The sequence below is a fragment of the Pseudomonas sp. P867 genome (assembly GCF_019891455.1).
GTDB lineage: Bacteria > Pseudomonadota > Gammaproteobacteria > Pseudomonadales > Pseudomonadaceae > Aquipseudomonas > Aquipseudomonas synxantha_A.
This window is the reverse complement of record NZ_JAFLXB010000002.1, coordinates 61442-76576: the sequence shown is the minus strand read 5'-3', so window position 1 is coordinate 76576 and position 15135 is coordinate 61442. Positions and strand designations below refer to the sequence as shown.

The following is a 15135-nucleotide window of genomic DNA, read 5'->3' as shown; positions in this document are numbered from 1 at the left end:
CAGCGCGAACGCTTACAGGCCGGCAGCGATACGCAGGTCGTTGGCTCGGTCGGTTTTTTCCCAGGTGAAGGTGCTGAAGGTGTCATCGCCAACAGTCTTCTGCGCAGGGGTACGGCCGAAGTGGCCGTAGGCTGCGGTTTCCTGATACATCGGGTGCAGCAGGTCGAGCATGGTGGTGATTGCGTAGGGGCGCAGGTCAAAGATTTCACGCACCAGCTTGACGATTTTCTCGTCGCTGATCTTGCCGGTGCCGAATGTATTCAGCGAGATCGACGTAGGCTGCGCCACGCCAATAGCGTAGGAAACCTGAATTTCGCAGCGCTCGGCCAGGCCGGCAGCCACGATGTTCTTGGCCACATAACGACCGGCATAAGCGGCCGAACGGTCAACCTTGGACGGGTCTTTACCCGAGAACGCGCCACCGCCGTGACGGGCCATGCCGCCGTAGCTGTCGACGATGATCTTGCGACCGGTCAGGCCGCAGTCGCCCACGGGGCCGCCGATGATGAACTGTCCGGTCGGGTTGATGTGGAACTGGGTGTCCTTGGTCAGCAACTCGGCAGGCAGCACGTGCTTGACGATCAGCTCCATCACGCCTTCGCGCAGGTCGGCGTAGGACACGTCCGGGTTGTGCTGGGTCGACAGCACAACGGCGTCGATACCCACGACTTTGCCGCCTTCGTAACGGCAGGTCACCTGGGACTTGGCGTCCGGGCGCAGCCAAGGCAATACCCCGGATTTACGTGCTTCGGCCTGGCGTTGCACCAACTGGTGCGAGAAGGTGATCGGCGCCGGCATCAGCACGTCGGTTTCATTGCTGGCGTAGCCGAACATCAGGCCCTGGTCGCCGGCGCCCTGGTCTTCAGGCTTGGCACGGTCTACACCCTGGTTGATGTCAGGCGATTGCTTGCCGATGATGTTCATCACGCCGCAGGTCGCGCCGTCGAAGCCGACGTCGGAGCTGTTGTAGCCAATGTCGGTGATCACGTCACGAACGATCTGCTCCAGGTCGACCCAGGCTGTAGTGGTGACTTCGCCGGCGATGATCGCCACGCCCGTTTTCACCAGCGTCTCGCACGCCACACGGGCGAACTTGTCTTCAGCGATGATAGCGTCCAGCACCGCGTCAGAAATCTGGTCGGCGATTTTGTCCGGATGCCCTTCAGACACGGACTCGGAGGTGAAAAGGGAGTATTCGCTCATCTCGATGTTTTCCTGATATTTACCGATGGTGAGTGTCGCCAGCCGGTCGCTGAAAATGGCGGACCTGAATCTGGAAACCATTACGTAAACCTACATAGAGGCTTTCCCCGGGAACGAGTCCCGCAGCGGTGGCCCAACGGGCCAGATCGTCCTGTTCAAAACCCAGCCAGAGATCACCGCAGGCCTCCTTGGCCCAATTCTGGTTGTGGCTGCATAAATCCGTAACCAGCAGGCTACCGCCGGGGTGCAGTAACCCGGCCATTTGCTTGAGGGCGTCGGCGGGGGCGGCGAAATGGTGCAAGACCATGTTCAGCACCACGCAATCGGCCCGCAGGCTGGTGTCATTCAAGGCGTCAGCCAACTGCAGGCGCACATTGCCCAGGGCTTCGCGTTCACAGAGTTGGCGCGCCAGTTCAAGCATTGCCGGGCTGTTGTCCAGCGCCGTCACCTGCCCGAAACGCCGTGCCAGGTCCGGCAGAAAGCCGCCATCGCCAGGGCCGACTTCCACGGCCGTTGCCTCAGTACTGAAGCTCAGCTTGTCCAACAGCGCCAGTACACTTTCGCGGTACTGGGGCAAGCCGGCGATAAGGTCCTGCTGGGCGCGAAACTTGTCGGCAACCCGGGAGAAAAAGTCCTGGCTGGCGGCGGCGCGTTGCCCGTGGACCTGGCCGATGCGCGACTGTACGTCGCTCGGCAGGCCCAGGTTATCCACTTCCTCAAGCAAGGCGGCGTGCAGTTTGCCGCCGAGCTGTTCGGTATGGGGCAGGGCGCGGCGGTAAAAAATCGCATTACCTTCGCGGCGCGTGGCGACCAGGTCGGCCTGGGCCAGCACTTTCAAGTGGTGGCTCATGCCGGATTGGCCGATGGCGAAGATCTGCGCCAGTTCCAGCACCCCGAACGAATCGTTGGCCAGTGCGCGCAATACGTTCAGGCGCAACGGATCACCTGCAGCCTTGCAAAGGGCTGCCAGTTCATCGCCGTCGTCAGGACGTAGGGAGGGCACGGGTAGGTTCATAAGGCCAGCAGTCTAGTGACGGGGGTAAATCCCTGCAAGGTCAATATCAAAAAGTTTTGATATTGATCGATAAGTGGCGGTTATAAGCTGCCGCTATAACCTTTAGACGAACCAGTTAAAGGTTTCTGCAACCTATTGCCGTCCAAACAACAGGAAAAACACCCTCAAGTGACTATCTGTCATTGCCCGCAGGCGGTGGCTGAGGGAAAATGCCGGTCCTTTTTTCCGTTTCTTTATAAGTAAACTCCAGGAGATCAGCGATGCCCAGCCGTCGTGAGCGTGCCAACGCCATTCGTGCCCTCAGCATGGATGCCGTGCAAAAAGCCAACAGCGGCCATCCCGGTGCCCCGATGGGCATGGCGGATATCGCCGAGGTACTTTGGCGTGACTACCTGAAACACAACCCGAGCAACCCGTCGTTCGCCGACCGTGACCGCTTCGTGCTGTCCAACGGCCACGGCTCGATGCTGATCTATTCGCTGCTGCACCTGACCGGCTACGACGTCACCATCGACGACCTCAAGAGCTTCCGTCAGCTGCACAGCCGCACCCCCGGTCACCCGGAATTCGGCTACACCCCAGGCGTGGAGACCACTACCGGTCCCCTGGGTCAGGGCCTGGCCAACGCTGTCGGCTTCGCGCTGGCTGAAAAAGTTCTGGGCGCGCAATTCAACCGCCCTGGCCACGACATCGTCGACCACCACACCTATGTGTTCCTGGGTGATGGCTGCATGATGGAAGGCATCTCCCACGAAGTCGCCTCCCTGGCCGGCACTCTCGGCCTGGGCAAGCTGATTGCCTTCTACGACGACAACGGCATTTCCATCGACGGCGAAGTCGAAGGCTGGTTCACCGACGACACCCCCAAGCGTTTCGAAGCCTACAACTGGCAGGTGATCCGCAACGTCGACGGCCACGATCCGGAAGAAATCAAGATCGCCATCGACACCGCTCGCAAGAGCGCGCAGCCAACCCTGATCTGCTGCAAGACCACCATCGGTTTCGGCTCGCCGAACAAGCAAGGTAAAGAAGACTGCCACGGCGCCCCACTGGGTGACGCGGAAATCGCCCTGACCCGTGAAGCGCTGAAGTGGAACCACGGCCCGTTTGAAATCCCGGCCGACATCTATGCCGAATGGGACGCCAAGGAAAAAGGCCTGGCCACCGAAGCCGAGTGGGACCAGCGTTTCGCGGCCTACTCCGCCGAATTCCCGGAGCTTGCCAACGAGCTGGTTCGTCGCCTGGCCGGTGACCTGCCTGCCGACTTCTCGGCAAAAGCCTCGGCCTACATCGCCGAAGTCGCGGCCAAGGGCGAGACCATCGCCAGCCGTAAAGCCAGCCAGAACACCCTGAACGCCTTTGGCCCGCTGCTGCCTGAGATCCTCGGCGGTTCGGCTGACCTGGCCGGTTCCAACCTGACCCTGTGGAAAGGCTGCAAAGGTGTCTCGGCCGAAGACGCCAGCGGCAACTACATGTACTACGGCGTGCGCGAGTTCGGCATGAGCGCCATCATGAACGGCGTGTCCTTGCACGGCGGCCTGGTGCCTTACGGCGCGACCTTCCTGATGTTCATGGAGTACGCACGTAACGCCGTACGTATGGCTGCGCTGATGAAGAAGCGTGTGATCCATGTGTACACCCACGACTCCATCGGCCTGGGTGAAGACGGCCCGACGCACCAGCCGGTCGAGCAACTGACCAGCCTGCGTACCACGCCGAACCTGGACTGCTGGCGCCCAGCCGACGCGGTCGAATCCGCCGTGGCCTGGAAGCACGCCATCGAGCGCAAGGACGGCCCTTCGGCGCTGATCTTCTCGCGTCAGAACCTGCAACACCAGGTGCGTACCGACGCGCAGATCGCCGACATCAGCCGTGGTGGTTATGTGCTCAAGGACTGCATCGGCGAGCCGGAGCTGATCCTGATCTCCACCGGTTCCGAAGTGGGCCTGACTGTTCAGGCCTACGACAAGCTGACCGCCCAGGGCCGCAACGTTCGCGTTGTATCCATGCCATGCACCAGCGTGTTCGAAGCCCAGGACGCCGGCTACAAGCAATCGGTGTTGCCGCTGCAGGTCAGCGCGCGTATCGCCATCGAAGCGGCTCACGCTGACTACTGGTACAAGTACGTGGGCCTGGAAGGCCGCGTGATCGGCATGACCACCTATGGTGAGTCGGCGCCGGCACCAGCGTTGTTCGAAGAGTTCGGTTTCACCCTGGAAAATATCCTGGGTCAGGCTGAAGAGTTGCTGGAAGACTAAGTCAGTCTGCGTTGTCTGCACTGGCGCTATCGCGGGCAAGCCCGCTCCCACATTTGGATCGCGGTCTAATGTGGGAGTGGGCTTGCCCGCGATGGCGTCAGAACATTCAACACCGCACTAACCTTGATCGAGAACCCCATGCCCCAACCGCGTCCCTACAAAGTTGCACTCAACGGCTACGGCCGCATTGGTCGTTGCGTCTTGCGTGCTCTGTTCGAGCGAGGGGCTGCAGCCGGGTTTGAAATTGTTGCAATCAACGATCTGGCCGACATGGCCAGCATCGAATACCTGACACGCTTTGACTCCACCCACGGCCGCTTTCCCGGCGAAGTGCGAGTCGACGGCGATTGTCTGCATATCAATGGCAACTGCGTACAAGTGTTGCGCAGTGCCACCCCCGAAGGCATCGACTGGAAAGCACTGGGCGTCGACCTGGTGCTGGAATGCTCCGGTGTCTATAACACCCGTGCCGATGGCCAGCGTTTTCTCGACGCCGGTGCGCCGCGTGTGCTGTTTTCACAGCCGATGGCCAGCGAGGCGGATGTCGACGCCACCATTGTCTATGGCATCAACCAGGATTGCCTGACCGGTGATGAGCTGCTGGTGTCCAACGCTTCGTGTACCACCAACTGCAGCGTGCCATTGTTGCGCCTGCTGGATCAGGCGATCGGCCTGGATTATGTGTCGATCACCACGATTCACTCGGCGATGAACGACCAGCCGGTGATCGACGCCTATCACCACGAAGACCTGCGCCGCACGCGTTCGGCGTTCCAGTCAGTGATTCCGGTGTCCACAGGCTTAGCTCGCGGCATCGAGCGGCTGTTGCCGGAACTTGCCGGGCGAATCCAGGCCAAAGCCGTACGGGTGCCGACGGTGAATGTGTCTTGCCTGGATATCACCATGCAAACCGTCAGCGACACTGATGCGACGGAGGTCAACCGGATACTGCGTGACGCCGCCACCAGCGGCCCGCTCAAAGGCCTGCTGGCCTACACCGAGTTGCCCCACGCCAGTTGCGATTTCAACCATGACCCGCATTCGGCGATTGTCGATGCCAGCCAGACTCGCGTTTCCGGCCCCAGGCTGGTGAACATCCTGGCCTGGTTCGACAACGAATGGGGTTTTGCCAACCGAATGCTGGATGTTGCGGAACATTATCTGCACATCGCCTCTAAACAACCTCAACAGTAATTCAGGAACTGCGACCCATGACCGTGTTGAAGATGACCGACCTCGATCTGCAAGGTAAACGCGTACTGATCCGCGAAGACCTCAACGTCCCAGTCAAGGACGGTGTTGTCACCAGCGATGCGCGAATCCTGGCCTCGCTGCCGACCATCAAGCTGGCCCTGGAAAAAGGCGCGGCCGTGATGGTCTGCTCCCACCTGGGTCGCCCGACCGAAGGTGAGTTCTCTGCCGAAAACAGCCTCAAGCCTGTCGCCGAGTACCTGAGCAAGGCCCTGGGCCGTGACGTTCCGTTGGTCGCGGATTACCTGGGCGGCGTAGATGTGAAGGCCGGCGACATCGTGCTGTTCGAAAACGTGCGCTTTAACAAGGGCGAGAAAAAGAACAGCGACGAACTGGCCCAGCAATATGCTGCCTTGTGCGATGTGTTCGTGATGGACGCTTTCGGCACTGCTCACCGCGCTGAAGGTTCGACCCACGGTGTGGCCAAGTTCGCCAAGGTTGCCGCTGCCGGCCCACTGCTGGCTGCTGAGCTGGATGCGTTGGGCAAGGCCCTGGGCGCTCCGGCCCAGCCAATGGCGGCCATCGTTGCCGGCTCCAAGGTCTCCACCAAGCTGGATGTACTCAATAGCCTCAGCCAGATCTGCAACCAGTTGATCGTCGGCGGCGGCATCGCCAACACCTTCCTGGCCGCAGCCGGCCACCCGGTGGGCAAGTCCCTGTACGAACCGGACCTGCTGGATACCGCGCGCGCCATCGCCGCCAAAGTCAGCGTGCCATTGCCGGTGGACGTGGTCGTTGCCAAAGAGTTCGCTGAAAGCGCCGAAGCCACCGTCAAGCTCATCGCTGACGTGGCCGCTGACGACATGATCCTGGATATCGGCCCGCAAACCGCGGCCAATTTCGCTGAACTGCTCAAGGCATCCCAGACTATCCTGTGGAATGGCCCGGTAGGCGTGTTCGAGTTCGACCAGTTCGGCAACGGCACCAAAGTGCTGGCCAAAGCTATTGCTGAAAGCTCGGCCTTCTCCATCGCCGGCGGCGGTGACACCTTGGCGGCCATCGATAAATATGGCGTTGCTGATCAGATCTCCTACATTTCTACCGGTGGCGGCGCCTTCCTCGAATTCGTCGAGGGCAAGGTTTTGCCAGCCGTGGAAGTGCTGGAAACCCGAGCCAAGGGCTAAGGCTCGCGTGATCAGGAAAAGGAGTGTTCCCATGATCAAGTTGTTGGCACTGGTGATCGCAGCGGGCCTGTTGGCCGGCTGCGGCAGCACACCCAGCGCGGCGCCCGAGGCGGATAACGCCAAGGCACCGTTGAGAAAAAGCTGTTACCAGGCTGACTGGCAAGCCGAGACCATGCCGGTGATCAACAAGCGCATCGGCAACGAACGGCTGGAGAAATACGACTCCGCGCCCAACGGTCAGGAACAGGGTTGCCCTTGACGGGTCTGATCCACTAACCAACAGCAACGGCGGCCCCAGGTCGCCCTGCGAGGATTGGCAATGAAAGGCGTTTTCGCCCTGGCAGCCCTGGCCCTGTTGGCCGGTTGCAGCAGCATGAACATGTTCAGCAAGGCCGCAGAGCCTGCCGACAAGTGGACCACCTGGACCTGCGATAGCAAGGCCGAGCTCAACTGGCGCTTCGCCAACCAGGCCCGTTCCGAAGTGGATGTACGCCTCGGCGGCTCGGACCAGGTTTACCGTCTCAAGCAAGAGGTAGCCGCCTCGGGCGTGCTGTACAGCGACGGCCAGCTGGCGTTTCACACCAAAGGTGAGGAAGGCCTGGTGTACTGGGTTGCCACCGATGATTTGATTGGGCGCGGCTGCAAAGCCAACTGAACCCAACAGCAATAACGATTCAGCAGCTCAAGCTTAACCCCTTGATCTGCAATAACTTGAATAGCAGCCGCCGCTACGGCAGGCTTGCACGATTAACGACCCTCGACCGGGAGAGACAACACAATGGCACTTATCAGCATGCGTCAAATGCTGGACCACGCAGCCGAGTTCGGCTACGGCGTCCCAGCCTTTAACGTCAACAACCTTGAGCAGATGCGCGCCATCATGGAAGCCGCTGACAAGACCGACTCCCCTGTGATCGTCCAGGCTTCGGCCGGTGCGCGCAAATACGCCGGTGCCCCGTTCCTGCGTCACCTGATCCTTGCGGCCATCGAAGAATTCCCACATATCCCGGTGTGCATGCACCAGGACCACGGCACCAGCCCTGACGTGTGCCAGCGCTCCATCCAGCTGGGCTTCAGCTCGGTGATGATGGATGGCTCCCTCGGCGAAGACGGCAAGACCCCAACCGACTACGAGTACAACGTACGCGTCACCCAACAAACTGTGGCCATGGCTCATGCCTGCGGCGTGTCGGTCGAAGGCGAGCTGGGCTGCCTGGGCTCGCTTGAAACCGGCATGGCCGGCGAAGAAGACGGCATCGGCGCCGAAGGCGTGCTGGATCACAGCCAGATGCTGACCGACCCGGAAGAAGCGGCCGACTTCGTCAAGAAGACCCAGGTCGACGCCTTGGCCATCGCCATCGGCACCAGCCACGGCGCCTACAAGTTCACCAAGCCACCTACCGGCGACGTGCTGGCTATCGACCGCATCAAGGAAATCCACAAGCGCATCCCCAACACCCACCTGGTGATGCACGGCTCTTCCTCGGTCCCGCAAGAGTGGCTGGCGATCATCAACCAGTACGGCGGCGACATCAAAGAAACCTACGGCGTACCGGTTGAAGAAATCGTCGAAGGCATCAAGTACGGCGTGCGCAAGGTCAACATCGACACCGACCTGCGCCTGGCCTCTACTGGCGCAATGCGTCGCCTGATGGCCACCAACCCGAGCGAGTTCGACCCACGTAAATTCTTCGGTGCCACCGTGACCGCAATGCGCGACGTGTGTATTGCTCGCTACGAAGCGTTTGGTACTGCGGGTAATGCTTCGAAGATCAAGCCGATCTCGTTGGAAGCGATGTACCAGCGGTATTTGAAGGGTGAGTTGAACGCTAAGGTGAACTGAGTCCACAAGGCTGGTGCGTATTAAAAACCCGTCTCGAGACGGGTTTTTTGTGTGTGAGCGAGCGTGTCCCGCCACCCTTGGGCATTACCTGTCATGATTGAACTACCACTGTTCCAATATCAGGGCGCTACTGCGGTAATCAATAAGATTATGGACTGTAGAACCGTGCCATTAGGTTTTGTAACGACGTAATAGAACTGCAGATCACCAGCGCCTGTCGTGACCCTGCCGTTATGGTAGAAGTCGAATTCAAACACATACGGGGCTAAATATGCACGATGCCCGGAGAACGTTCCTACTTTTCCCGTCGTTGTGTTTTTTACGTGCAAAACTACGTTGTCGTTGTTGACGTCAAATACAGTGCTCTGTGGCACATAGATACCATAGCCGTCTATCGCACGAAAAGCATCAGGAATAGTGGTCGACTTCCTCGTGATGTTGTTGGGATTGTTAAAGTCAATGCCGATGGGCGATATATTGTTCAAGACGGTTCTGCTCGAGTTATAAAGCAACAAGTCAACCGGTGGCATAAAGATAGGTGGCATGATTTTGGTTCACTATGAGTGCTGGAGAAGGTTAAACACGTCTGACACCTAAGTAATTCGTACCCCATGTGCTATTTGTAAAATGAATGGTATGACTGCCCTCAAGTAAGCTGTAGTAAGGGTCCGCTGCATTCAGTTCTATGTTCAGCCCGCTTACCCGAGTTCCGCTCGATTGGGTCGACTGCATTCTGATTACTGTGCCCTGTGCAGATCCGGGATTCGGGGTGTTAAATGTGCCAGAGAGGGAGATAAAATCTCCGTAGTAGTTGCAGTTTCCTGCAAAGACTCCGGTAGTGGGCGACGTATATATGATGTTTCCAACGGTAATGTAAATCGATAGATCGCCGTAACCACCGGTGTATTGGCCAGATGTAAAGACTGCAGTCATTTTATATGCTCCAGATAATGATGTTGCTTATTGAATGCTCTGTGTAAGCGCTTTGCTCAAGTCGTCCCAGTTTCCATAAGCGGGCTGTTGTTGAATGCTGGCAGCGGTACGGGCACCCCTAAAATTTATATGGGCAATCGCGCCTGGCTCCATGTTGACGTCGGTAACAGTTCTGTTGGGCTCATCAAATAATTGAAAAGAACTGGTCGTTATTAAGGATATGATACTGTCTGCGGGAATGGAGGCGACCTCTCCGTTAATGCTCATTATATGGCTATTGGTGTTCGAATCGAATCCAAGAAATGTACCCGTAATTACACCTAGGGTGGTGTTGAGTGTAAACGTTAAGTCTTCGAAGCCTGTATAAACATCCATGCGAATACTCTCTGTAATAGTAAGATGTGGAAGTCCTTTTATTTAGACACAAGGCCCAGACCTACCGTGTAGGTGATAAGGCTGGACCTTGATACTTCGCTTAACTGTTACTGGATGGGATCTGTGTAGGCTCCTGCACTGGCGGGATTACTACGTTTGTTGGAGTCGTTTGCAACGTCGAGGGAATATCGGCGGTTCGAATGAGGCGAACATTATTTTGGGAAAGCGTAAGAAGTTGTTGAGTTGAAATTTCTTTGATGCTAAAGGTCTCCTTTGAAATTCCCGCTACTTTTCCAATGATGATTTTTTTATCAATGGTCTCGAAAACTGCGAGGTCATTTTCCTTGAGTGGCAGACCTTGCGGGTTGCTGGCGTTATCCATGGTCGTATTCTCCAATTTTGCTATTTTATTTCATGTGTGTTGATGAAGGGCGCTGATGTATTCAGTATAGACACGTCTATTAGTTTCTAATGACCGCTACGCTACCACTCGGCACGATAGTAGTCTGGCTAGGATAAATGGTTGTTGTAGGAATGCCGGTGTAGGTTTGATAGTGAGGGTTGTTGAAGTAAAAGCCTGCCCACAGTGCCCAGAACTTTTCTTCATCGGTGCATTTTATACAGGTGGGTGGCTGTGGAAGAGTGACCATTGAACTCCGCTGGTTGTAGATCTGGACGACGCTTCCTGCTTGAGCATAGACGGTGTTATAGGTGTTGTAAGTGGTGTAGTCTTGAATGTAAGAGCCAGGTTGGGCAACGACAAATGTTCGAGCGCCCACCTTCGGTCCTTCCGTTGGCGCTTGTGGTTGCGAATTTAAAAGCGCCGAATTGACCCATGCCTTGATACTTTGCTCTTCAAAAGTAACGAACTCACCTGTTGGGGTTGCCACCGTGTAGGTTTTTGCGACGCCATCATAATGATCAATTGTACCGGCAAAGGTTCCGTGATCGGTTACGGCGCACACCTTATCACCGGCAGTGTACCGTTTAAGTTCGATAGTGGCGTTTAGAGTTTCCATGTTTGCACTTCCTTAGTGAGATGAGTGAGGCCTTATCGTCTAATAATCGGGAAGGAGCGGCTACTGTCAACATTAACAGGTGTCTAGAACGATTCGGAATTAAGCTGCGATTTATTACAAGGCCGAATCGCTTGTGACTCTTATACGGCATGTTTATTCAAAATGTGAGTTGTGGGCATGAGCCTATAGGGGAAAACCCGCAAAAGTGCGGGCTTTTGTTGCAGGGCTTGATCAAGCAGCGGCAGGATCATCGAACACCACGGTGTTCAATGACCCGAAACACATCACTTACATCCTGCACCAGAATGCGTGCGGTATTCGCCACGTTGTTCAGGTCGCGTTCGGCGAAGTCCGGCATGGAGCACGCCATCAGGTTGAGGTGCTCAAGCGCCGCGTTGAGGCGTTCGCGCAGACAGGCGTGAAGGTCAAGCAGTGGTGCGTCGCTGTCGATCAGGAGCACGGGGTAGTCGGTGGCGGTTTCGGTGCGGTGAAGCGGCGGGGTGGTAGTTGTTGGGTCATGGTGAATCCTTAACTCGAAAGAAGATTGACCACCGTTTGCTGCGAAACAAATTAGGTGGCAGCTGTACGCGGGTTCGCAGACCGAGGAGCTAAGACCCGGCAGACCCGAAGGTCTCCCACGCACAGCCGCCATAACAAAGACTGCCGTCGGCAAGATACCGGGACTGTTTTGACGGGTGCGGTTTTAACTCTGTAGGGCTGCGAAACCCTATCGCTGATCAACGCCGGCGACGGGGCGAGCTATAAGCGGCGAGTTGGCTTGTCGCAATGGTGCTGTAGGACGGACACCAAGCCCTCAGGCCACACAGGCCAAATGTGGGAGGGGGCTTGCCCCCGATTGCGGTGGGTCAGTCACAGCTATTGGAGCTGGCACACCGCTATCGGGAGCAAGCCCCCTCCCACAGGGGATTTAATCGTCTGGATTTATCGGGGAATGATCCTTGGGCTTGTCGGACGTTGCCTACTCGAAATAGGCTAATCCATTCACTCGTGATCAATATCCAACTTCGCAAACGTCACCCGCGCGCCTTCCTTGCTGTCCCCACTGTTGTCCTGCACATACACCCCCGCCTTGAAGTACAACGGCTTGTCGCCCCAGGCAGCACCAATGCGTTCATTCCACTCGCTGTCGGCGGCGTACACGCTGAGCAGCCCGGCTTTGTTGAGATTGATAACGTAGGTGAAGCTCTTCTCCAGCGGCACGTCGGAGGCGACGATGATGACCTGGCTCTCGGCCTCGTCCGGGCGCATGCGCACCTTGGCGACGATGTTGCCGGTCTGGGTTTTTTCCTTGAACTGGTACTCCAGCTTGATCAGTGGTTTCTGGCTGTCATAGGCGTGGATCTGGCCGATGACGACTTTGCCGGAGGTGGGTACCTGGTTGACCGTGAGGGTGGCGCGCAGGAAGTTGTCGGCCTCGGGGTAGGTCCAGTTGCGCAGGCGCCCGTCGGCGTAGGTTTCGCGCAGTTCGCTGCGTGGGTAAATGGCGTTTTCGGTGCGGGTGCCGGTCACGGGGGTCCAGAACTGCACATCGCTGCCTTCGGCCTGGAAGTATTGATCGTTGAAGCCACTCAGCAGCCTTGGGGTGTCGATGGTCGTGGGCGGGGAGCCGACCGGAATGCTCAGGTTCCAGGTGGAGAGGTCGATCATGGTGTTGGCCTTTTACAGAGGGTGAAAACGTTGGCCCAGAGGCCTTACCGGTTCTTTATAGGCGGTGCTGGTGAAATTGTTAAACAATCGCTGGCAATTAATTGGCGTCAGAGGAATGCCAAAAAGCCATGTTGCCCATGAGCCGCGGGCTGTAGGGCCTTACCGTTAGTCGGCTTCCTGGCTTTTGTTTCAATGAGGGCATCCACGTCACTTCTGCTTTTTTGGAACCGAGGCTAGAGTGAGCCCTCAGTATTTATCCGGGTTTGGTAACAGAACTGACCGGTGCAGCTCCCCAAGGAAGAGACGTAGCATGGATTGCGCTCCACACCCAGGCGATGCCAGTTCGGTCCTTTTGGTGGTCGATGACTACCCGGAAAACCTCGTCAGCATGCGTGCGCTATTGCAGTGTGAAGACTGGCGGGTAATGACCGCCGCTTCCGGCCTGGAAGCCTTGGAATTGCTGCTGGCCCACGACGTCGACCTGGTGTTGCTGGACGTGCGCATGCCCGGTATGGATGGCTTCGAGGTGGCACGTCTGATGCGTGGCAGCCAACGCACGCGCATGACGCCGATTATCTTCCTGACAGCCACTGCCCATTCACCCGATGCGGTACTTGAAGGGTATGCCAGCGGTGCGATCGACTACCTGTTCAAGCCGTTTGACCCACTTATCCTCAAGCCCAAGGTGCAGGCGTTGCTGGATCACCAGCGTAATCGCCGCGCTTTGCAGCGCCTGAGCCATGACCTGGAACTGGCCCGCGCCTTTAATGCCTCGGTGCTGGATAACGCCGCCGAGGGCATTCTGGTGGTGGGCGAAACCAGTGTGATCGAGTACGCCAACCCGGCCATTTCGCGGCTGCTCAATGCCACGATGGCCGAGTTGCAGGGGGAGAGTTTCCTCAGTTTTCTGCAAAAACCTCATGTGCCCACTTGGCTGGGCTTCCCGATGTACGAGGCGTATCGCAAGGGCCAGACGTGGCGCCAGCACGATGCCATTTTGCGTACTGGTCGCGGGCAGCAGGTGCCGGTGGCGTTATCCTGCGCGCCCTTGCCTGCCGAGCAGCAGGCGATGGTGGTGACAGTGCTGGACATGTCTGAAGTGCGCCACCTGCACCAGCAGCTGGAGTTCCAGGCCGTGACCGACCCGTTGACCGGGCTGCTGAACCGGCGGGGTTTTCATCAGGCGGTGGAGAATACGTTGCTGCGCGGCGAACGCAGTGAGCAGGCGCTGGTATTGCTGTACCTGGACCTTGATGGCTTCAAGCGAGTCAACGATACGTTGGGCCACGACGCCGGTGATCGCGTGCTGCGTTGGGTTTCTGAACAAATGCAGGCATGTCTGCGTTCCTACGACATTCTCGGACGCATTGGCGGGGACGAGTTCACCGCCTTGCTGGAGCTTGAGTTCCCCGAACAGGCTGCGAAGATCGCGGAAAAGCTGATCGAGCGAGTGTCTGTGTGCCAGCAGGCCGACGGTCTGGATGTGATGCTCGGCGTCAGTATTGGCATTGCGACGTTTCCGGATTGCGGCTCGGACCTGAGCGGTCTGTTACGGGCAGCAGATATCGCTATGTACGAAGCCAAGCGCGCCGGACGTCAGCAGTATCGTTACTTCGACCAGGAAATGAACGGCCGCGCCCGTTCGCGGCTGATGCTCGAAGACAGCGTACGCACAGCCATTGCGAACAAGGATTTCACCTTGGTGTACCAACCCCAGATGTGCCTGGATGATGGGCGTCTGCGCGGTGTCGAAGCACTGTTGCGCTGGCAGCATCCGAGTGTCGGCGATGTGCCACCAGGTTTGTTTTTGCCGCTGTTGGAAGAGGCGCGCTTGATCAGCCAGTTGAGCACCTGGATCTACCAGCAAGTCGCTGCTCAGCGCCAGGCCTGGCAAGCTACCTTCGACCCTGAGCTGGTGCTGAGCGTGAGCCTGAGCAGTAGCCAGTTCAATATGCCCAACCTGGCCAACCAACTGCAGCAGGTACTGGAGCGACATGGGCTGCGTGGGCGGCAGTTGGAGGTGGAAATCGGTGAAGACTGCCTGATGAATAATCTTGAGGAGTCGACCAAACAGTTGCAGTTACTGCGCCGCATTGGCGTGCGTATAGCCCTGGATGACTTTGGTGCTGGCCACTGCTCCCTGGCCCATTTGCGCGATCTTGCGTTCGACACCCTCAAGCTTGACCCGCAGTTGGTGGCGCGCCTGCCAGGCTCGTCGCGGGATGCCGCAATGGCACGCAGCATCATCCAGTTGTGTGGGCATTTTGATGTGTTGGTGATCGCTGAAGGCGTAGAGACCCTTGAGCAAACAGAATGGCTCAAGGCCAATGGCTGCACGTATATCCAGGGGCCGTGGGCGGCGTTGCCGTTAATGGCCGAGGACGTTGCAGGCTGGTCGTACCCTCGCGGGCGTTGAATTCGCTACACTGGCGCCCGTCCCATTTGC

13 protein-coding genes and 1 pseudogene are annotated in these 15135 nt (G+C 57.8%); 7 read left to right on the top strand and 7 right to left on the bottom strand.

What is annotated here, in order from left to right:
• Window positions 1–12: 12 nt before the first annotated feature.
• Together metK and J1G33_RS03805 are read right to left on the bottom strand one after the other, a co-directional pair.
• The gene (gene metK / locus J1G33_RS03810) at window positions 13–1203 is read right to left on the bottom strand and encodes a methionine adenosyltransferase (RefSeq protein WP_032878996.1); all 1191 of its coding nucleotides are present in this window, start codon (window positions 1201–1203) and stop codon (window positions 13–15) included.
• A 19-nt stretch (window positions 1204–1222) separates the two neighbouring features.
• Window positions 1223–2218 (bottom strand): metalloregulator ArsR/SmtB family transcription factor, encoded by a 996-nt coding sequence (locus J1G33_RS03805; RefSeq protein WP_032878998.1) that lies wholly within the window; start codon window positions 2216–2218, stop codon window positions 1223–1225.
• 260 nt (window positions 2219–2478) lie between these two features.
• On the opposite strand from J1G33_RS03805, the gene tkt reads away from it, so the two are divergent.
• From tkt to fba, 6 genes are all read left to right on the top strand, one after another.
• Window positions 2479–4476, top strand: a complete 1998-nt coding sequence (tkt, locus tag J1G33_RS03800; RefSeq protein WP_005792201.1) for a transketolase — start codon at window positions 2479–2481, stop codon at window positions 4474–4476.
• Window positions 4477–4614: 138 nt separating this feature from the next.
• The gene (gene epd, locus J1G33_RS03795) at window positions 4615–5670 is read left to right on the top strand and encodes an erythrose-4-phosphate dehydrogenase (protein ID WP_103734253.1); all 1056 of its coding nucleotides are present in this window, start codon (window positions 4615–4617) and stop codon (window positions 5668–5670) included.
• Between the two features lie 17 nt (window positions 5671–5687).
• Window positions 5688–6851 carry a phosphoglycerate kinase gene (locus tag J1G33_RS03790; protein ID WP_032879003.1) on the top strand — a complete coding sequence of 388 codons (1164 nt, stop codon included), beginning with the start codon at window positions 5688–5690 and terminating at the stop codon, window positions 6849–6851.
• A gap of 31 nt (window positions 6852–6882) precedes the next feature.
• Window positions 6883–7110 carry a hypothetical protein gene (locus tag J1G33_RS03785; RefSeq protein ID WP_223017715.1) on the top strand — a complete coding sequence of 76 codons (228 nt, stop codon included), beginning with the start codon at window positions 6883–6885 and terminating at the stop codon, window positions 7108–7110.
• Window positions 7111–7170: 60 nt separating this feature from the next.
• Entirely contained in the window at window positions 7171–7506 is a 336-nt protein-coding gene (locus J1G33_RS03780; protein ID WP_005792196.1) for an MliC family protein, read from the top strand.
• 123 nt (window positions 7507–7629) lie between these two features.
• Window positions 7630–8694, top strand: coding sequence for a class II fructose-bisphosphate aldolase (fba, locus tag J1G33_RS03775; RefSeq protein WP_003177554.1), 1065 nt, complete (start codon window positions 7630–7632; stop codon window positions 8692–8694).
• Between the two features lie 119 nt (window positions 8695–8813).
• On the opposite strand, the gene J1G33_RS03770 is transcribed toward fba, so the two are convergent.
• From J1G33_RS03770 to J1G33_RS03750, 5 genes and pseudogenes are all read right to left on the bottom strand, one after another.
• The gene (locus J1G33_RS03770) at window positions 8814–9239 is read right to left on the bottom strand and encodes a hypothetical protein (protein WP_223017714.1); all 426 of its coding nucleotides are present in this window, start codon (window positions 9237–9239) and stop codon (window positions 8814–8816) included.
• A gap of 863 nt (window positions 9240–10102) precedes the next feature.
• Window positions 10103–10384 carry a hypothetical protein gene (locus J1G33_RS03765; protein ID WP_223017713.1) on the bottom strand — a complete coding sequence of 94 codons (282 nt, stop codon included), beginning with the start codon at window positions 10382–10384 and terminating at the stop codon, window positions 10103–10105.
• 79 nt (window positions 10385–10463) lie between these two features.
• Window positions 10464–11021: a hypothetical protein gene (locus J1G33_RS03760; protein ID WP_223017712.1), complete on the bottom strand. Its 558-nt coding sequence runs from the start codon at window positions 11019–11021 to the stop codon at window positions 10464–10466.
• A 231-nt stretch (window positions 11022–11252) separates the two neighbouring features.
• Window positions 11253–11540 (bottom strand): annotated as a pseudogene (locus J1G33_RS03755) (fructose-bisphosphate aldolase).
• 483 nt (window positions 11541–12023) lie between these two features.
• Window positions 12024–12689, bottom strand: a complete 666-nt coding sequence (locus J1G33_RS03750; RefSeq protein WP_223017711.1) for a polysaccharide lyase family 7 protein — start codon at window positions 12687–12689, stop codon at window positions 12024–12026.
• A 310-nt stretch (window positions 12690–12999) separates the two neighbouring features.
• On the opposite strand from J1G33_RS03750, the gene J1G33_RS03745 reads away from it, so the two are divergent.
• Window positions 13000–15105, top strand: a complete 2106-nt coding sequence (locus tag J1G33_RS03745) for an EAL domain-containing protein (RefSeq protein ID WP_223017710.1) — start codon at window positions 13000–13002, stop codon at window positions 15103–15105.
• Window positions 15106–15135: the final 30 nt, after the last annotated feature.